The organism is Agromyces sp. 3263, from assembly GCF_031456545.1.
Lineage (GTDB): Bacteria > Actinomycetota > Actinomycetes > Actinomycetales > Microbacteriaceae > Agromyces.
Genome location: NZ_JAVDUV010000001.1, coordinates 2,622,054 through 2,640,270 on the forward strand (window position 1 = coordinate 2,622,054; position 18,217 = coordinate 2,640,270).

Here is an 18,217-nt window from a genome sequence, read left to right on the forward strand (position 1 = left end):
ATGGCCAACATCAAGAAGGGTGACCTCGTGCAGGTCATCTCGGGCCGCAGCCAGGCCCGCGGCGGAGACCGCGGCAAGCAGGGCAAGGTCCTCGAGGTGCTCGTCGCCGAGAACCGCGTCGTGGTCGAGGGCGTGAACTTCGTCACGAAGCACGTCCGCGTCGGCCAGACGCAGCGCGGTTCGAAGACCGGCGGCATCGAGACCCAGGAGGCGCCGATCCACGTGTCGAACGTCGCCCTGGTCGACCCCGAGTCCAAGAAGCCGACCCGCGTCGGCTTCCGCAACGAGACGGTGACGAAGGACGGCGTGCAGAAGACCGTCCGCGTCCGCTACGCCAAGAAGTCAGGTAAGGACCTGTAATGACCGATACGGCTACGCAGGCTGGCAAAATCCAGCCGCGACTGAAGACCAAGTACCGGACCGAGATCTCGAAGACCCTCACCGAGGAGCACGGCTACACCAACGTGCACCAGGTGCCGGGTCTCGTGAAGATCGTGGTGAACATGGGCGTCGGCGAGGCGGCCCGCGATGGCAAGATCATCGACGGCGCGATCGCCGACCTCACGAAGATCACCGGGCAGAAGCCGCAGGTCACCAAGGCCCGCAAGTCCATCGCGCAGTTCAAGCTCCGCGAGGGCCAGCCGATCGGCGCCCACGTGACGCTCCGCGGCGACCGCATGTGGGAGTTCCTCGACCGCCTGCTCTCGCTCGCGCTGCCCCGCATCCGCGACTTCCGCGGCCTGTCGGACGCCCAGTTCGACGGCAACGGCAACTACACCTTCGGTCTCACGGAGCAGTCCGTGTTCCACGAGATCGACCAGGACAAGATCGACCGCGTCCGCGGCATGGACATCACCGTGGTGACCACCGCCAAGACCGACGAAGAGGGCCGCGCGCTGCTCAAGCAGCTCGGCTTCCCCTTCCGGTCGGCCACGGCCGCCAACTGATCCACGGATGCCGCGGGCTCGCGCTCGCGGCATCCGACCAGGCCGGGGCATCCGCCCGGGCCTCACACCACAGGTCACCACTCGTGTAACGGGTGCTGAAACCTGGTGAACGTTAGGAAACATCCGTCATGACGATGACCGACCCGGTCGCTGACATGCTGACCCGCCTTCGCAACGCGAACTCGGCGCACCACGACTCCGTGTCGATGCCGAACTCGAAGCTCAAGGCACACATCGCCGAGATCCTCAAGAACGAGGGCTACATCGCCGGCTTCGAGGTCACCGACGCTCGCGTGGGCACGACGCTCACGCTGCAGCTCAAGTTCGGCCCGAACCGCGAGCGCTCGATCGCCGGCATCAAGCGCGTCTCGAAGCCCGGCCTCCGCGTCTACGCGAAGTCGACCGAGATCCCCAAGGTGCTCGGCGGCCTCGGCGTCGCGATCCTGTCCACCTCCAGCGGTCTGCTGACCGACCGCCAGGCCGAGAAGAAGGGCGTGGGTGGGGAAGTCCTCGCCTACGTGTGGTAGTTCCATGTCACGAATCGGACGACTCCCCATCGACATCCCCGCCGGTGTCGACGTCACGGTCGACGGCGCGGCCGTCACCGTCAAGGGCCCCAAGGGCGAGCTCACGCTCGACGTGCCCACGCCCATCGAGGTCAAGATCGAGGACAACCAGGTGCTCGTCACCCGTCCCGACGACGAGCGCGACTCGCGTTCGCGCCACGGCCTGACCCGCTCGCTCATCGCGAACCAGATCCTCGGCGTCACCGAGGGCTACTCCAAGGGCCTCGAGATCGTCGGCACCGGATACCGCGTCGCCCAGAAGGGCGCGGCCGTCGAGTTCGCGCTCGGCTTCTCGCACCCCGTCACCGTCGAACCGCCGGCCGGCATCACGCTGACCGTCGAGGGCAACAACAAGCTCACGGTCGCCGGCATCGACAAGCAGGCCGTCGGCGAGACCGCCGCCAACATCCGCAAGATCAAGAAGCCCGAGCCGTACAAGGGCAAGGGCATCCGCTACGCCGGCGAGGTCGTGCGTCGCAAGGCCGGAAAGTCAGGTAAGTAATCATGGCTGTGAAGACCAAGACGGCTGCGCGTTCGCGCCGCCACACCCGCCTTCGCAAGAAGATCGTCGGCACCGTCGAGCGTCCGCGCCTCGTCGTGACCCGATCGGCCCGCCACGTCTTCGTGCAGGTCGTCGACGACGCCGCCGGCCGCACCCTGGCATCGGCATCCACCATGGAGGCCGACCTCCGCGCATTCGACGGTGACAAGACCGCGAAGGCGAAGCGGGTCGGCGAGCTCGTGGCCGAGCGCGCGAAGGAGGCGGGCGTCGAGTCCGTCGTCTTCGACCGCGGCGGCAACAAGTACGCAGGCCGAGTCGCCGCCATCGCCGATGGTGCGCGAGAGGCGGGGCTGAGCCTGTGACCGACAACAAGAAGGAGAACGAGGTGGCTGCAGTGGCAGAGGCACCCGTGGAGACCGCCGCGGCGAGCGCTCCCCAGAACGAGCCCCGCGAGGCCCGTCGTGGCAGCCGCGACCGTGGCCCGAGCCGTGACCGCGGCGGCCGTGACGCCGAGAAGAGCCAGTTCCTCGAGCGCGTCGTGACCATCAACCGCGTCTCGAAGGTCGTCAAGGGCGGCCGTCGCTTCAGCTTCACGGCGCTCGTCGTCGTGGGCGACGGCAACGGCCTCGTCGGCGTCGGCTACGGCAAGGCCCGCGAGGTGCCGACCGCGATCTCGAAGGGCGTCGAGGAGGCGAAGAAGAACTTCTTCCGCGTCCCCCGCGTCGGCGCGACCATCCCGCACCCCGTGCAGGGTGAAGCCGCTGCCGGTGTCGTCCTGCTGCGCCCCGCATCGCCCGGTACCGGTGTCATCGCCGGTGGTCCGGTGCGTGCCGTGCTCGAGTGCGCCGGCATCCACGACGTCCTGAGCAAGTCGCTCGGCTCGTCGAACACCATCAACATCGTGCACGCCACGGTCGAGGCGCTGCAGCAGCTCGAAGAGCCGCGTGCAGTGGCCGCCCGTCGTGGTCTCGACTACGACGAGGTCGCCCCCGCCCGTCTGCTGCGTGCCGAGGCCCAGGCGGCCGAGGCCGCCGCAGCAGCGAAGGCAGGTGCCTGATGGCCAAGCAGCTCAAGGTGACCCAGATCAAGTCCAAGGTGAGCGAGAAGCAGTACCAGCGGGACACGCTCCGCAGCCTCGGGCTCAAGCGCATCGGCCAGTCGGTCGTTCGCGAGGACACCCCGCAGAACCGCGGCTACGTGAACACCGTCGCGCACCTCGTGAAGGTTGAGGAGATCGACTAATGGCAGACAACGAGAAGACGACCGAGGTCGCCGAGCCCAAGAAGGCTCCGGCGAAGAAGGCCGCCGCGAAGCCCGCCGCCGAGAAGTCGGAGAAGGCTCCCGCGAAGAAGGCGCCGGCCAAGGCCGCCGCCGCGAAGACCGACGACGCGAAGGCCGAGAAGGCCCCCGCGAAGAAGGCCCCGGCGAAGAAGGCTGCCGACAAGGACGCCGTCGACGCCAAGCGCGAGCCCGTGCTGAAGGTGCACCACCTTCGCCCGGCGCCCGGCGCCAAGAAGGACAAGACCCGCGTCGGACGCGGTGAGGGTTCGAAGGGCAAGACCGCCGGTCGCGGCACCAAGGGCTCCAAGGCCCGCAACAACATCCGCCCCGGGTTCGAGGGTGGCCAGCTTCCGTACCACATGCGTGCGCCGAAGCTGCGCGGCTTCAAGAACCCGTTCCGCGTCGAGTACCAGGTGGTCAATCTGGAGAAGCTCGCCGAGCTCTACCCGAAGGGCGGCGACGTCACCGTCGCCGATCTCGTCGAGAAGGGTGCCGTCCGCAAGAACGAGCGCGTCAAGGTGCTCGGCAACGGCGACATCCAGGTGAAGCTCAACGTGGCGGTCGACAAGGTCTCCGGCTCCGCCGAGCAGAAGATCGTCGCCGCAGGCGGCTCGGTCAAGTAGGCCGCAGCATCACCGATTGTTCGAGCCTGTCGGGACCTCGCGTATGATTCACGGGGGTCTCGACAGGCTCGAGCCGCATACGGACTGAGTCCGGGGCGGCATGACATCAGCTCCAAGACGGAGCCACAGGAGGACGAGTGTTCAACGCCATCGGGCGGATCTTCCGCACGCCGGATCTTCGCCGCAAGCTCGGGTTCACGCTGGGCATCGTCGCCCTGTTCCGGCTCGGCTCCTTCATCCCGGCGCCGTTCGTGGACTTCAGCAACGTGCAGGCGTGTCTCGCGGCGAGCCAAGGGGCATCCGGTCTCTACGACCTCGTCAACCTCTTCTCGGGCGGCGCGCTGCTGCAGCTGTCGATCTTCGCGCTCGGCATCATGCCGTACATCACGGCGTCGATCATCGTGCAGCTGCTGCGCGTGGTCATCCCTCACTTCGAGACCCTCTACAAGGAGGGCCAGGCCGGCCAGGGCAAGCTCACGCAGTACACCCGCTACCTGACCATCGCCCTCGGCGTGCTCCAGTCGACGACCCTCATCACCGTGGCTCGCTCGGGCGCACTGTTCCCGACCGGCGCCCCGGAGTGCTCGCAGCTCATCACGAACGACGCCTGGTACGCCATGCTCCTGATGGTCATCACGATGACCGCGGGCACCGGCCTCATCATGTGGATGGGTGAGCTCATCACCGAGCGCGGCATCGGCAACGGCATGTCGCTGCTCATCTTCACGTCCATCGCGGCGCAGTTCCCCGGCTCGCTCTGGGCCATCGGCATCGCCCGCGGCTGGGACGTCTTCGGGATCGTCCTCCTGGTCGGCCTCGCGGTGGTCGTCGGCGTCGTGTTCGTCGAGCAGTCGCAACGCCGCATCCCGGTGCAGTACGCGAAGCGGATGGTCGGCCGGCGAACGTACGGCGGCAACAACACCTACATCCCGATCAAGGTCAACATGGCCGGCGTCGTGCCCGTCATCTTCGCCTCGTCGCTGCTCTACCTGCCGGCGCTCATCGCCCAGTTCAACCAGCCGGCCGCCGGTGAAGAGCCGCAGCCCTGGGTCGTGTGGATCACGAACTACCTCACCAAGGGCGACCACCCGCTCTACATGCTCCTCTACTTCCTGCTCATCGTCGGGTTCACGTACTTCTACGTGGCGATCACGTTCAACCCCGACGAGGTCTCCGAGAACATGAAGAAGTACGGCGGCTTCATCCCCGGCATCCGTGCCGGGCGCCCGACGGCCGAGTACCTCGATTACGTGCTCACCCGCATCACGCTGCCCGGCTCGTTCTACCTCGGCGCGATCGCGCTGCTGCCGCTCATCGCGTTCAGCCTCGTGGGGGCGAACTCGAACTTCCCGTTCGGCGGCGCCTCGATCCTGATCATCGTCGGCGTCGGCCTCGAGACGGTCAAGCAGATCGACGCCCAGCTCCAGCAGCGTCACTACGAGGGGCTCCTCCGATGACGGGGTCGGCCACCGGCTCCGCGCGGTTCCTGATCGTCGGCCCCCAGGGGTCGGGCAAGGGCACCCAGGGCGTCCTCGTCGCCGAGGCCTTCGGCGTTCCCGCGATCTCCACGGGCGATGTCTTCCGCGAGAACATCTCGGGCGGCACCGAGCTCGGTTCGCGCGTACAGGCGATCGTCGAGGCCGGGGATCTCGTGCCCGACGAGCTCACGTGCGAGCTCGTGCGCGACCGGCTCGCGCAGCCTGACGCCGCGCGCGGCTTCCTGCTCGACGGGTTCCCCCGCAACCGCGCCCAGGTCGCCGACCTGGAGGAGTTCCTCGCCGGTCGCGACGAGGCGCTCGACGCGGTCATCGAGCTCAGCGTGCCGCGTGACGAGAGCATCTCCCGGCTGCGCCAGCGGGCGATCGACCAGGGCCGCACGGACGACACCGAACAGGTGATCGCGAATCGCCTTGCGATCTACGAGCGCGAGACCGCCCCGATCCTCGAGGAGTACCGCGGTAAGGGCCTCGTCGTCCAGGTGGACGGCGTCGGCACCCTCGACGAGGTCACCGAGCGCATCTTCGACGCGCTCGCCGACCGCGGCCTTCGCGCCACGGGCGACGGCGGCAACGGCGCGGCTGCCTGAGCCGGCGTGTTCCGTCGCTCGATCTACAAGTCCCCGGCCGAACTCCGCTCGATGGTGGCCGCCGGTGCGGCCACCGCGGCGGCGCTCGACGAGGCACGTCGCCTGCTCGCCCCCGGCGTGACACCGCTCGAGCTCGATGCGGCCGCCGAGCGGGTGATCCGGGGCCTCGGGGGGATCCCGAACTTCCAGCTGGTGCCCGGATACCGGCACACGCTGTGCGTCTCGGTGGACGACGACGTCGTGCACGGCATCCCCGGAGACCGCGCGTTCCGCCCCGGGGACATCGTCTCCGTCGACGGCGGCGCGGAGGTGGACGGCTGGAACGGCGACGCCGCGTTCACCGTGGTGCTGCCCGACCCCTCGCGGCCGGACGTGGTGGCGGCGCGGGAGCTCCTCTCCTCGGTGACCGAGGCGGCGCTCTGGCGCGGCATCGCGACGCTCGCGCACGCGCGGCATCTGAACGAGGTCGGGGCCGCCATCGAGGAGCACGTCCACGATGCCGGCGACTACGGCATCCTCACCGACTACGTCGGTCACGGCATCGGCCGCACCATGCACGAGGAACCCCCGGTCTTCAACTACCGGGTCGACCGCAAGGGCCCGACCGTGAAGCCCGGCCTGGTCGTCGCGATCGAGCCCATGGTGGTCGCCGGTGACCTCGAGACCTTCGTCCGCGACGACGAGTGGACGGTCACCACCGCCGACGGGGCCGACTCCGCGCATTGGGAGCACTCGGTCGCCGTGCACGAGGGCGGCATCTGGGTGCTCACCGCCGAGGATGGCGGAGCGGCGGGCCTCGCCCCCTTCGGCGTCGTCCCGGTCCCGTTCGCCTAGCGGGAGCCGGGAGGCCGGCGCCATCAGGCGCCGTGCGGTTCCATCAGTCGGGCGAGCTCGACGAGCAGCCCGGGATAGTCCGTCGCGCCGCGCACCAGCCGTTGCACGTTCTCGCGCTCCGAGAACGCCTCGACGAACTGGTCGAACACCTCCTGGAACTCCGCGCGGCCGCTCTCGGAGAACGCGATCAGGGCGACCACGTTGACGTTCACGCCACCCCAGTCGATCGGCACGTCGTCGACGGCGATGGCGATCGCCGTGCGCCGTGCGGACATGGTCATCGCGTGCGGAACGGCGAGGTGCTCGGTGAAGGCCGTCGACGACAGGCGCTCCCGCGCAAGGGCCCCCTCGACGTAGGCCTGGTCGATGACGTCGGCACCGATCATGCGGTCGCCGAGCATCCGGATCGCGCCGTCCCGATCGAGCCCGCGCAGGCCGCGCACGAACAGCTCGGGCGCGATGTACCCCGACAGGCTGGCCGCCAATCGCGCCCGTCGGCGCGCCCGCCGCACCCGCGACACCTCAGCGCGAACGCGTTCGAGGTCGGCCTCGCTGGGGAACGGCGAGACCAGGACCAGGTGCTCCGTCGGGGCGGACGGCTCCAGCACGGCCACGAGCACGTCGGCCGACTCGGCTCCGTCGCCGTCGGCCACGACCTCCACGTCGTCGTCGACCGCCGATCGGATGCGCGCCTCGAGCGCTCGGTGCACGTCGTGGTACGCGGGCGCCGCGACCGCCAGGCGCACCGTGCCGCCGCGCGACCGTCGCTGGTCCAGGTGCGCGCCGACGTGCATCGCGATGTACGCGATCTCGTCGTCGGTGACGCCGATGCCCTCGGTGCGTGCCAGCTCGCTCGCGATGTACACCGCGAGCTCGTAGATGAGCGGGTAGGCCGCCTTGATCGAGGCGGTGAGCGGGTTGCGCGAGAACCTCGCGTCCGTCGCCCGCGCCACCAGGTTGTCGACGTGCAGCGCCAGCCGGTCGATGAACTCCTCGTCGTCGAGGTCGATGAGGTAGGCGGATGAGGCGCTCGCGACGATGCGGCGGACGAGGGGCACCCGTGGTGAGAGGGGCCGGCCCGCGGCATCCGCCCGCGCCGTCGCGGTGGTGCGCGTCGCGGCACGGGTCTCGAGGAGCCGGGTGAGGTGCTGGAGGTCGGCCGGGCCGATGTCGGTGCCGAAGTGCTCGCCGACGAGCCGCGTGACGAGCTCGGCGAGGGGGCCCGTGGTCGTCGGGTCCGCGGACTCGGCGCGACTGCGGCCGTCCGCGGCGGTCCCAGCGCCCCGGTCGCCCGGGTCCTGCGGCTCCTGCGTCTCCAGCGGATGGTCGGCGGCGACCCGGTCGAGCGCGATGGCGGCGTGCAGCAGCACATCGTTGAGGCCGTACTCGTTCGGCGCGTAGCCCGCGTCGGCGAGGCCGGCGACCAGTGCGGTTCGGAAGTCGGACACCTCGGGGAAAGCGGCCCGCAGCGCGTCGAGCTCCAGCATGCCGCGCGACGACTCCTCGCGGAAGAGCGCACCGAGCAGGCGTCGGCGCGCCGACTCGGGCCCCTCGAGGACGATGCGCGGCCCGCGCCGCACGAGGGTGAGGCCCGTGCCCTCGAGTCGGGCGCGCACCCGGCCGAGGTCGCTCTCGAACGTCGAGTCGCTGACGTGCGCCGCGGCGGCGGTCTCGTACACGTCGAGGCCGTCGGTCGCGTCGATGAGCGAGCGGATGACGCGCGCCACGCGCATCGCCGGCGTCGAGTCGCGTCGCGGCGGGGTGCGCTTGCCGGCCCAGGCCGCGCGATCGAGCCGGTAGCCCGCCGGACCCGACTCGACGACCGTGCCGCCCTCGTTCGCCTGCGCGGCATAGCTGCGGATGGTGCGCGGGGTGACGTCGAGGCGAGCGGCGAGTTCGGCGGCGGTCGTCCAGCCGCCGGCGTGCGCGAGCGTGTCGACGAGGCGCTCCCACTTCTCGGCCACTGCAGCTCCCGGGTGTCACCGGCGCCACGCGACGCCGTGCGGTGCAGCCAGTCAACCACCGACGCGCCGTCCCGTGGCCCGATCAGCGATCGGTTTCCGGGGGTGCGGAAGCGAATCGGGTGGCTCGCAACCGGAACCGGTCGGCAGACTCGTTCCATCGCGGCGGGATGCCGTGGCCGAACGATCGACGAGGACCGGGCGAGAACCGGGCGAGGAGGCTTGGTGGTGCGCATCATCGTGGTCTGTGGCGCTGGCGCATCCAGCACCTTCATCGCCCATCGCATCCGGCGGGCCGCCTCGAACCGGGGAATCGAGGTGCGTGCGAACGCGACGAGCGAATCACAGCTCGACGCGGCGCTCGCCGACGCGGACGTGCTCCTCGTCGGCGCCCACCTCGTCGACCGCATCGGCCAGCTGCGCGAACGCGCGGCCGCGGCATCCGTGCCGTTCGCCATCCTCACCTCGGAGGCGGCCGCCGCCCCCGACGGGGAGGACGCCCTCGACCTCGCCCTCGAGTTCGCTGGGGCGGCGTCATGAACCCGAGCACGGTGCGCGCCGCGGTTCCCACCGCAGTGGCCCCGGGCTATGGTGAACGAGGGAACGGAAGCCAGCGACGGAGACCGGAGTCATGGTGGAACGCACTGTTCGAATCGGATCGACCCACGGCCTGCACGCCCGGCCTGCGAAGCTCTTCACGCAGGCCGCTGCCGCATCCGGCGCGTCGGTCACCATCCAGAAGGCCGGCGGCGCACCCGTCAATGCGGCGAGCATCCTCGCCGTCATCGCGCAGGGCATCGACCACGGCGACGACGTCACGATCGTCGTCGACGGCGGCGACGAGCCGGCCGTGCTCGACCAGCTCGTGGAGTTGCTCAGCACCGACCACGACGAATAGCGCGCGGCATCCGTCGCCCGGGCATCCGAACGGGGAGGGCGAATGATGGAGATCAAGGGCACGGGCATCGGACAGGGTGTCGCGGTCGGACCGGTGGTGCGGATGGCCGAGGCGTTCCCGGAGCCCGTCGATCGACCCAGCCACCTCGACCCCGAGCGTGAGGGCGAGCGGGCGAGGGCGTCGCTCTCGGTCGTCGCGGCGGAGCTCGCGAACCGCGGCGCGAAGGCCGGCGGTGCCGCAAAGGACGTGCTCGAGGCGCAGGCCATGATGGCCGAGGACCCGAGCCTGATCGACGAGGTCACGAAGCTCCTCGCCACCGGCAAGACCGCCGAGCGCGCAGTGTACGAGTCGTTCGCCGCCTACCGCGACCTGCTCGCCGGCATGGGCGGCTACATGGGGGAGCGTGCCGCCGACCTCGACGACATCTCGCAGCGGGTCATCGCGCACCTCCTCAAGCTTCCGGCGCCGGGCGTGCCCAACCCGGGCCATCCGTTCGTGCTCGTCGCCCGCGACCTCGCGCCGGCCGACACCGCGACCCTCGACCTCGACCAGGTGCTCGGGCTCGTCACCGTCGACGGCGGCCCGACCTCGCACACGGCGATCCTCGCGCGTGAGAAGTCGATCGTCGCGATCGTCGGCGCGACGGATGCCGCGAGCCTGGCCGACGGCGACACCGTCGTCGTCGATGCGGCGAACGACCTCGTCATCGCCGACCCCACGCCCGACCAGGTGACCGATGCCCGGGCCCGCATCGCGGAACGCGCCGCCCTGGAAACGGCCCCGGTCACGCCGGGCGCGCTCGCCGACGGCACGCCCGTGCCGCTGCTCGCCAACCTCGGCTCCGCCGACGGCGCCGCTGAGGCGCTGCAACTGGGGGCCGAGGGCGTGGGCCTGTTCCGCACCGAGTTCCTCTTCCTCGACGCCGAGTCCGCACCGAGCGTGCGCGAGCAGCAGGAGCACTACACGCGCCTGCTCACCGCGTTCGCCGGGAAGAAGGTCGTGGTCCGGGTGCTCGATGCGGGCGCCGACAAGCCGCTGGCGTTCCTGAACGATTCGCACGAGGAGAACCCGGCGCTCGGCCTCCGCGGCATCCGTGCCCTGCGGCACTCCGAGGTCATCCTGCGCGAACAGCTCACCGCCCTCGCCGAAGCGGATGCCGCGACCGACGCCGAGCTCTGGGTCATGGCTCCCATGATCGCCACCGTCGAGGAGACGCGCTACTTCAACGGCCTCGCGAAGGAGCTCGGCATCAGGGTCGCCGGAGTCATGGTCGAGACCCCGTCAGCCGCCCTCGTGGCCGACCGCGTGCTCGCCGCCTGCGACTTCGCCTCCATCGGCACGAACGATCTCACCCAGTACACGATGGCGGCCGATCGGCTGCTCGGCACCGTGGCCAACCTGCAGAGCCCGTGGCATCCGGCGGTGCTCCGCCTCATCGCCGACGTGGGCGCGGCCGGCGCAGAGCTCGGCAAGCCCGTCGGCATCTGCGGCGAGGCCGCCGCCGACCCACTGCTCGCCGTGGTCCTCGTTGGCCTCGGCGCCACCAGCCTGTCGATGTCCCCATCGGCACTCGCAGATGTCCGCGCCTCCCTCGCGCGGTACAGCCCCGACGACGCCAAGGCGCTCGCCCGGGCAGCCCTGGCCGCTGAGGGAGCGGCCGAAGCCAAGCAGGCGGCCGTGTCCGCCGCATCCGACATCACCTCGGCGCGCACCGCCGCGTCGTGACCACGAGAGGGGCACCACCATGACAACGACGTCTGCGGACACGAAGCGGCCGGCGGGAGCACGCGTCGCAGTCCAGAGGTTCGGCACCTTCCTGTCGAGCATGATCCTGCCGAACATCGCCGCGTTCATCGCCTGGGGCATCGTGACGATGTTCTTCATCCCCGCCGGATTCACCCCGAACGAGTCGCTCGCCGAACTCGTGGGCCCGATGATCACCTACCTGCTGCCGCTGCTCATCGCCAACCAGGGCGGCCGGCTCGTCTACGACACCCGTGGCGGCGTCGTGGCGTCGATCGCGACGGTCGGCGTGATCGTCGGTACCGACATCCCGATGTTCCTCGGCGCCATGATCATGGGGCCGCTGGCGGCCTGGCTCATGAAGCAGGTCGACCGCATCTGGGAGGGCAAGATCAAGGCCGGCTTCGAGATGCTGGTGAACAACTTCTCCGCCGGCATCCTCGGCTTCGCCCTGGCGATCGCCGGCTACGTCGCCTTCGGGCCGGTGGTCGAATGGCTCAGCAACGGCCTCGAGGCCGCTGTCGACTGGCTCGTGAAGCTGTCGCTGCTGCCGCTGCTCTCGATCCTCGTCGAACCCGGAAAGGTGCTGTTCCTGAACAACGCCATCAACCACGGCGTGTTCACCCCCATCGGAACCCAGCAGGCGAGCGAGACCGGCAAGTCGATCCTCTTCCTGGTCGAGGCCAACCCCGGTCCCGGCCTCGGGATCCTGCTCGCCTTCACGTTCTTCGGCATCGGCATGGCCCGGGCGACCGCTCCCGCGGCGATCATCATCCAGTTCTTCGGCGGCATCCACGAGATCTACTTCCCGTACGTGCTCATGAAGCCGATGCTGATCATCGCCGCCATCGCCGGCGGCATGACGGGCGTCGCGACCAACGTGTTGTTCAACAGCGGACTCAGGGCGCCGGCGGCGCCCGGCAGCATCATCGCGGTGGTCGCACAGACCGCACCCGACAGTTACGTCGGCGTGATCCTCTCGGTCGTGCTTGCCGCTACGGTCTCCTTCCTCGTCGCGGCGATCATCCTCCGTGCGAGTCGCAAGCGCGATCTCGCGAAGGAGAACGCCGGCGACCTGTCGGCGGCGATCGCGCAGACCGAGGCCAACAAGGGCAAGGAGAGCGGCGTCCTGCAGAACCTCCAGGCCGACGGCGTGGCCGCTGGCGGCGGACTCATCGCCGAGGGCGAGGAGGCGGCCTTCGAGCGCAAGCCGATCCACACGATCATCTTCGCGTGCGACGCCGGCATGGGCTCCAGCGCCATGGGTGCCACGGTCCTGCGGAACAAGATCAAGAAGGCCGGTATCGACAGTGTGTCCGTGACCAACAAGTCGATCGCGAACCTCACCGACGACGTCGATCTCGTGATCACCCACCAGGACCTCACCGATCGAGCCCGGCTGCAGTCGCCGAGCGCGCTGCACATCTCGGTGGACAACTTCATGAACTCCCCGAAGTACGAGGAGATCGTGAACCTGCTGGAGTCGGAGGGCGTTCGCTGAGCGACCGGCGGCGATCAGGACGGGGGAACAACCCGGGGCCGCGGGAGGACTCACGACGAGTCCACCGCGGCTCCGGCCCGGCCGGAGTCGACGGAGCAATGCGACCACGCGTACCGCGGGACCCGCACGAACCACCTGAACGAACGAGCACGAGCAGAAGGAGCATCCGATGACCGAAGAGATCCTGCCCCCCGGCAATGTCCGGCTCGCCGTTCGCGCCGCGAGCCGAGACGACGCGATCCGCGAGGCGGGCGCCGTGCTCGTCGAGAGCGGCGCCGTCGACCCCGGCTACGTCGACTCGATGCTCGAGCGCGAGGGCTCCGTGTCCACCTACATGGGCAACTTCCTCGCGATCCCTCACGGCACGAACGAGGCCAAGGATCGCATCCGTCGTTCGGCGCTCTCGGTCGTGCGCTACGACGAGCCCGTCGACTGGAACGGCGAGGAGGCCAGGTTCGTGGTCGGCATCGCGGGCATCGAGAACGAGCATCTCGAGATCCTGTCGAAGATCGCGATCATCTTCTCCGACGAGGACGCCGTGCAGGGCCTCATCGCGGCGTCGACCGCGCAGGAGCTGCACGCCCTGCTCTCCGAGGTCAACGACTCGTGAAGGCCGTGCACTTCGGCGCCGGCAACATCGGCCGCGGGTTCGTCGGCCTCCTGCTCCACGACGCCGGCTACGAGGTCGTGTTCGCCGACGTGAACGCCGAGCTCATCGACGCACTCGCGGCATCCGATCACTACACGGTGCACGAGGTGGGCGCCGGGGCTCGCGACCTCGTCGTCGACGGCTATCGCGCGATCAACAGCCAGACGGATGCCGCGGCGCTCCTCGACGAGCTCACGTCGGCCGACCTGGCGACGACCGCCGTCGGGCCGAGCATCCTCCGGTTCATCGCCCCGCACCTCGTCATGGCGCTGCGCGCCCGATCGGCGGATGCCGCGCCGCTGGCGATCATGGCGTGCGAGAACGCGATCAACGCCACCGATCTCCTCCGCGACGAGATCGCGTCGCTGTCGAGCCCCGAGGAGTGGCCGTCGCTCAGCGCCAAGGCCGTGTTCGCGAACACCGCGGTGGATCGGATCGTGCCGGGCCAGGCGCCCGACGCCGGCCTCGACGTCACCGTCGAGACCTTCTTCGAGTGGGCGATCGAGCGCCCGCCGTTCGGCGACCAGGCGCCCGAGATCCCCGGGGCGCACTTCGTCGACGACCTCGCGCCCTACATCGAGCGCAAGCTCTTCACCGTGAACACCGGCCACGCGGCGACGGCGTACTTCGGCTTCCTCGCCGGGCACGCCCGGATCAGCGACGCACTCGCCGATCCCGACGTCGCCGCGGCCGTGGAGCGCGTGCTGGGGGAGACCTCGGCCCTCATCATGGCCAAGCACGACTTCTCCGACGAGGAACAGGCGGCGTACCGCGCGACCATCCTCGAGCGCTTCCGCAACCCCGAGCTGCCCGACACCGTGGAGCGCGTCGGACGCCAGCCCCTCCGCAAGCTCGGGCGCCACGAGCGGTTCGTCGGGCCCGCGGCCGAACTCGCCGCGCTGGGCCGACCCGTCGACGGGCTGCTCGCGGCCGTCGGGGCGGCGCTGCGGTTCGACGTGCCGACCGACCCCGAGAGCGTCGAGCTGCGCGAGCTGCTCGGCCGCACCGAGCCGGTCGCCTTCGTGCACGAGGTCACGGGGATCGGGTCGGGGCATCCGCTCGAGGCGGGACTCGTCGAGGTCGTCGCGGGCGTGCAGCGGACCGGATGAGTTGACGGAGACCCGGGCGGCCGAAGGCGGACGGGGCTAGAATCGCGACACCCTGCGCGTCGTCTCGGGGTTACGGAAGGCGGGGGCCCATGCCGAAGCGCGTCGTCTCGCGAGCCACTGCGATCGTGCTCGCCTGCGGGATCGCCGCCGTCGCGCTCGTGGCCGGTTCCGTCACCGTCGGCCAGGCGCCGGCCGCTCGCGCCGCCATCGGCGAATGCCCGCCCGACGGCGGGATGCCAGGCATCGACAACCTGCCTCCCGAGTTCACCGACAACACCATCGCCATCTTCGCGGGCGGTTCGTTCACGGCGACCGGTGGGGCCGCCGAGGCCGAGGGCCTGCTCGTGGCGTTGGGCGACGCCGTGTTCGCGAAGGATGCCGGTGGCCGGTTCAACGTCGGATCCGTCGGCGTCGGATCGGGCATCGTGCCGACGCCCGGGTCGGTCATGCTGGCCGTGGGCGGCGGGGTCACGATCGGCGACGGCACCGTGCTGGACGTCGGCGCCGGCCTGTCACCCGATGGCGGCTCGGTCGACGTCGGCGGCACCGCGACGGTCACCGACCCCCTCGCCCAGATCGAGCTGAACGGCGGCGTCTTCACCGACGGCCTCGGCGCGGACGCCGTGGCGCCGTACGCGGGGTTCGGCACCGTGATCTCCGATTCGGCAGCGACGCTCGCCGCGATGGCCGTGACCGGCACCACGGCGGTGGCGGCGCCATCCGTGACCTTCACGGGCGACGGCACCGCCGCGCCGCAGGTGTTCTCGATCACGGCGACCGACCTGCAGGCGAGCCCCGAGATCCGCTTCGTCGGCATCGGCCTCACGACCCCCGTCGTGATCAACGTCACCGGGACGTCGGCCGTGTTCTCGCCCAACTTCTTCTCCAACGACGGCAGTCGCGTCGACGACTTCGCGAACCCCGACTTCGGGAACGTGGCCGCCCGCACGCTCTGGAACTTCGCAGGGGCGAGCGACGTGACGATCGGCGGTTCGAGCCAGGTGCTCGGGAGCATCCTCGTGGCCGACCCCGCAGCGACCGTCTCGATCTCGGCCAGCACGAACGGCCGGGTCTACTCGGGCGGCGACCTCGTCGTGGACGGGGTGGGGAACGAACTGCACAACTACCCGTGGATCGGGACCGGCGACTTCGCCTGCGACGAGGAGCAGGCGCCCGAAGACGTGACCGGGTCGCTCACGATCGAGAAGGTCCTCGACGAGCCGGGGCCCATCCCCGAGGAGGAGCGGACCTTCGGCGGACTCGTCTCGTGCACCGACCAGTCCACTCGCGCGGTCACCGCCTGGACGGCCGTGGCGGGTGCCGGCCCCGTGACGATCGCGGGACTGCCGGTCGGCGCCGAGTGTGCGATCTCGGAGGACCTCCGGTTCACGGACCCGCCGATCCCCAGGGCGGCCGTGCCGCCGGGCTTCATCTTCGCGGTGCCCGAATGGAGCGTGAACGGCGTGCCGGTCGATGCGCCGGTGACGGTGACGATCCCCGCGCCAGACGATCCCGTCCAGCTCGCGCTCGCCGTCGAGAACACCGTGCTCAGTCGCTTCGCGGTGGTGAAGGCGGTCGATGGGCCCGATGGAGGCTACATCGGCGATCGGGCCTTCCCGGTCGACTACGCCTGCACCCTCGACGGCGCGCCGGTCGAGGCGTACAGCCAACTCGGCGTGCCGCTCGGCCCCGGAAGCGGCACGGGCACGCTCGACGCCGTGGTCGATGCTCCGGTCACGTCGCCGTACTTCCCGATCACCACCGTGTGCGCGCTCACTGAGCCAGGAGGCGAGGAGTCGGGTGACTTCTCCGACCCGTCCTTCCAGTGGGGCGACGTGATCATCGACCCGACTCCCGTGACGGTCGGAGCGGGGAACGATCCACTGGTCGCGGTGACGGTGACGAACGCCTACCTCCGCCTGCTCGGTGCGTTCACGATCGGGAAGGTCGTCGCGAACCCCGACGGCGTCGGGTTCGACGGTCCGTTCACCGGGTCGTTCACCTGCACCTCGGGGAGCGCGACCGTCGCGACGGGCACGTGGTCGGTGGGTTCCGGCGGGACGACGGCGCCGATCGCCGTGCCGGTCGGCTCGACGTGCCGCGTCGCCGAGGACGTCGCCTCCCACCCGCCCGGCGGCAGCTGGTCGGCCCCGGTGATCGCACCGGCCGAGTTCACGATCGACGACGAGGCGACGCTCGTGGCCGTGACGGTGACGAACACGCTGGCGCGCGACACGACCGGAGGGGTCCCGTCGACCGGTGCGGGGTCGATCGCTGCGACCGGTGCGGACCCCGCCGTTCCGGCCACGGTCGCGGCGATGCTCCTCGCCGGCGGGCTCGCCGTCATGGGCGTTTCGGCGCGTCGCCGCCGACGGAGCGGCGCCTGAGACGGCGTCCGCGGCCTCGACTGGCGAAACACCCCGGAATCACCTATAGTTGACCCTTGGTGTTCTGCACGCCTGCTTCGGCATGCCCGACGAGTGATCGTCGGTCGCGAACACATCGCACGACCAGCATCCCAACCTTAAAGCGATAGTGAGGCTATGGCCAAGAAAGACGGCGTCATCGAGATCGAAGGCTCGGTCATCGAGGCACTCCCCAACGCGATGTTCCGGGTGGAACTCACGAACGGGCACAAGGTCCTTGCGCACATCTCCGGAAAGATGCGCCAGCACTACATCCGCATCCTCCCCGAGGACCGCGTGATCGTCGAGCTGAGCCCATACGACCTGACGCGCGGGCGAATCGTCTACCGCTACAAGTAAGGGCAGCTGGAAAGTAACGGCCCGCGGCATCCCGCGGGTACGAAGACAGCGAATTCCAAGGAACAACAATGAAGGTCAACCCCTCCGTCAAGCGCATCTGCGACAAGTGCAAGGTCATCCGTCGCCACGGCAACGTCATGGTGATCTGCGAGAACCCGCGCCACAAGCAGCGCCAGGGCTAGTCGCGAAGGCTTCGGGGCGCACCTCGTGTGCGCCCCGCTCCCACAACTGAACACCGCAACGGCAGCGCCAGAACCACGGCATCACGGATGTCGCGGGGACACCTCGGGTCGGAGGCCCGGGCACCGGCGTTGCTCCACACCTCCACTTCGAAACAGGAGAAGCCAACATGGCACGTCTGGCAGGAGTCGACATCCCGCGCGAGAAGCGCGTGGAGATCGCACTGACCTACATCTACGGCGTCGGGCGCACCCGTGCGCTGCAGACGCTCGCGGAGACCGGCATCAGCGGAGACATCCGCGTGAAGGACCTCAGCGACGACCAGCTCGTCGCGCTCCGCGACTACATCGAGGGCAACTTCAAGGTCGAGGGTGACCTCCGCCGTGAAGTGGCCGCCGACATCCGCCGCAAGGTCGAGATCGGATCCTACGAGGGCCTGCGCCACCGTCGCGGCCTCCCGGTCCGCGGCCAGCGCACCAAGACCAACGCTCGTACCCGCAAGGGCCCGAAGCGCACCGTTGCCGGCAAGAAGAAGCCCGGCCGCAAGTAACCGCTCGTTCGCCAGATACAGG

22 protein-coding genes are annotated in these 18,217 nt (G+C 69.9%); 21 read left to right on the forward strand and 1 reads right to left on the reverse strand.

Going from position 1 to position 18,217, the window contains the following annotated elements; translation table 11 throughout:
• From rplX to map, 11 genes are all read left to right on the forward strand, one after another.
• Positions 1-360, forward strand: a complete 360-nt coding sequence (gene rplX, locus J2X63_RS11935) for a 50S ribosomal protein L24 (RefSeq protein WP_309977312.1) — start codon at positions 1-3, stop codon at positions 358-360.
• The gene (gene rplE, locus J2X63_RS11940; RefSeq protein ID WP_309977314.1) at positions 360-947 is read left to right on the forward strand and encodes a 50S ribosomal protein L5; all 588 of its coding nucleotides are present in this window, start codon (positions 360-362) and stop codon (positions 945-947) included. The genes rplX and rplE overlap by 1 nt, the downstream gene beginning before the upstream one ends.
• 128 nt (positions 948-1,075) lie before the next feature.
• Positions 1,076-1,474 carry a 30S ribosomal protein S8 gene (rpsH, locus tag J2X63_RS11945; protein WP_309977316.1) on the forward strand — a complete coding sequence of 133 codons (399 nt, stop codon included), beginning with the start codon at positions 1,076-1,078 and terminating at the stop codon, positions 1,472-1,474.
• A gap of 4 nt (positions 1,475-1,478) precedes the next feature.
• Positions 1,479-2,015 carry a 50S ribosomal protein L6 gene (rplF, locus tag J2X63_RS11950; RefSeq protein ID WP_309977318.1) on the forward strand — a complete coding sequence of 179 codons (537 nt, stop codon included), beginning with the start codon at positions 1,479-1,481 and terminating at the stop codon, positions 2,013-2,015.
• A gap of 2 nt (positions 2,016-2,017) precedes the next feature.
• Positions 2,018-2,377, forward strand: coding sequence for a 50S ribosomal protein L18 (gene rplR, locus J2X63_RS11955; protein ID WP_159600487.1), 360 nt, complete (start codon positions 2,018-2,020; stop codon positions 2,375-2,377).
• Positions 2,374-3,072 carry a 30S ribosomal protein S5 gene (gene rpsE, locus J2X63_RS11960; protein WP_203230643.1) on the forward strand — a complete coding sequence of 233 codons (699 nt, stop codon included), beginning with the start codon at positions 2,374-2,376 and terminating at the stop codon, positions 3,070-3,072. The genes rplR and rpsE overlap by 4 nt, the downstream gene beginning before the upstream one ends.
• A complete protein-coding gene (rpmD, locus tag J2X63_RS11965) occupies positions 3,072-3,257 on the forward strand; it encodes a 50S ribosomal protein L30 (RefSeq protein ID WP_022889741.1) in 186 nt (61 codons plus the stop codon). The genes rpsE and rpmD overlap by 1 nt, the downstream gene beginning before the upstream one ends.
• Positions 3,257-3,919 (forward strand): 50S ribosomal protein L15, encoded by a 663-nt coding sequence (gene rplO / locus J2X63_RS11970; protein ID WP_309977323.1) that lies wholly within the window; start codon positions 3,257-3,259, stop codon positions 3,917-3,919. The genes rpmD and rplO overlap by 1 nt, the downstream gene beginning before the upstream one ends.
• Positions 3,920-4,056: 137 nt before the next feature.
• Entirely contained in the window at positions 4,057-5,376 is a 1,320-nt protein-coding gene (gene secY / locus J2X63_RS11975; RefSeq protein ID WP_309977325.1) for a preprotein translocase subunit SecY, read from the forward strand.
• A complete protein-coding gene (locus J2X63_RS11980; RefSeq protein ID WP_309977327.1) occupies positions 5,373-6,005 on the forward strand; it encodes an adenylate kinase in 633 nt (210 codons plus the stop codon). Before secY ends, J2X63_RS11980 begins: the two co-directional genes overlap by 4 nt.
• Before the next feature lie 6 nt (positions 6,006-6,011).
• The gene (gene map / locus J2X63_RS11985; protein ID WP_309977329.1) at positions 6,012-6,839 is read left to right on the forward strand and encodes a type I methionyl aminopeptidase; all 828 of its coding nucleotides are present in this window, start codon (positions 6,012-6,014) and stop codon (positions 6,837-6,839) included.
• A gap of 23 nt (positions 6,840-6,862) precedes the next feature.
• Here map and J2X63_RS11990 read toward each other — a convergent pair whose 3' ends face one another.
• Positions 6,863-8,803 carry a PTS sugar transporter subunit IIA gene (locus J2X63_RS11990; protein WP_309977331.1) on the reverse strand — a complete coding sequence of 647 codons (1,941 nt, stop codon included), beginning with the start codon at positions 8,801-8,803 and terminating at the stop codon, positions 6,863-6,865.
• 222 nt (positions 8,804-9,025) lie between these two features.
• Here J2X63_RS11990 and J2X63_RS11995 point away from each other — a divergent pair, with 222 nt between their 5' ends.
• The 10 genes from J2X63_RS11995 to rpsM all read left to right on the forward strand — a co-directional run bounded on the left by J2X63_RS11995 (position 9,026) and on the right by rpsM (position 18,195).
• Positions 9,026-9,340, forward strand: coding sequence for a PTS IIB subunit (locus J2X63_RS11995; protein WP_309977333.1), 315 nt, complete (start codon positions 9,026-9,028; stop codon positions 9,338-9,340).
• 91 nt (positions 9,341-9,431) lie between these two features.
• Complete coding sequence (locus J2X63_RS12000; RefSeq protein ID WP_309977335.1) at positions 9,432-9,698, forward strand: HPr family phosphocarrier protein; 267 nt, start codon at positions 9,432-9,434, stop codon at positions 9,696-9,698.
• Between the two features lie 42 nt (positions 9,699-9,740).
• Positions 9,741-11,423: a phosphoenolpyruvate--protein phosphotransferase gene (gene ptsP, locus J2X63_RS12005; protein WP_309977337.1), complete on the forward strand. Its 1,683-nt coding sequence runs from the start codon at positions 9,741-9,743 to the stop codon at positions 11,421-11,423.
• A 19-nt stretch (positions 11,424-11,442) separates the two neighbouring features.
• Positions 11,443-12,942: a PTS mannitol transporter subunit IICB gene (locus J2X63_RS12010; protein WP_309977339.1), complete on the forward strand. Its 1,500-nt coding sequence runs from the start codon at positions 11,443-11,445 to the stop codon at positions 12,940-12,942.
• Positions 12,943-13,111: 169 nt separating this feature from the next.
• Entirely contained in the window at positions 13,112-13,552 is a 441-nt protein-coding gene (locus J2X63_RS12015) for a PTS sugar transporter subunit IIA (protein WP_309977341.1), read from the forward strand.
• A complete protein-coding gene (locus tag J2X63_RS12020; protein ID WP_309977343.1) occupies positions 13,549-14,700 on the forward strand; it encodes a mannitol-1-phosphate 5-dehydrogenase in 1,152 nt (383 codons plus the stop codon). The genes J2X63_RS12015 and J2X63_RS12020 overlap by 4 nt, the downstream gene beginning before the upstream one ends.
• An 89-nt stretch (positions 14,701-14,789) precedes the next feature.
• The gene (locus tag J2X63_RS12025; protein WP_309977345.1) at positions 14,790-17,087 is read left to right on the forward strand and encodes a choice-of-anchor A family protein; all 2,298 of its coding nucleotides are present in this window, start codon (positions 14,790-14,792) and stop codon (positions 17,085-17,087) included.
• Positions 17,088-17,243: 156 nt separating this feature from the next.
• Positions 17,244-17,465, forward strand: coding sequence for a translation initiation factor IF-1 (gene infA, locus J2X63_RS12030; RefSeq protein ID WP_011186713.1), 222 nt, complete (start codon positions 17,244-17,246; stop codon positions 17,463-17,465).
• A 68-nt stretch (positions 17,466-17,533) separates the two neighbouring features.
• The gene (rpmJ, locus tag J2X63_RS12035; RefSeq protein ID WP_129520984.1) at positions 17,534-17,647 is read left to right on the forward strand and encodes a 50S ribosomal protein L36; all 114 of its coding nucleotides are present in this window, start codon (positions 17,534-17,536) and stop codon (positions 17,645-17,647) included.
• Between the two features lie 167 nt (positions 17,648-17,814).
• Positions 17,815-18,195 carry a 30S ribosomal protein S13 gene (gene rpsM, locus J2X63_RS12040; protein ID WP_159605227.1) on the forward strand — a complete coding sequence of 127 codons (381 nt, stop codon included), beginning with the start codon at positions 17,815-17,817 and terminating at the stop codon, positions 18,193-18,195.
• The last annotated feature ends 22 nt before the right edge of the window (positions 18,196-18,217 follow it).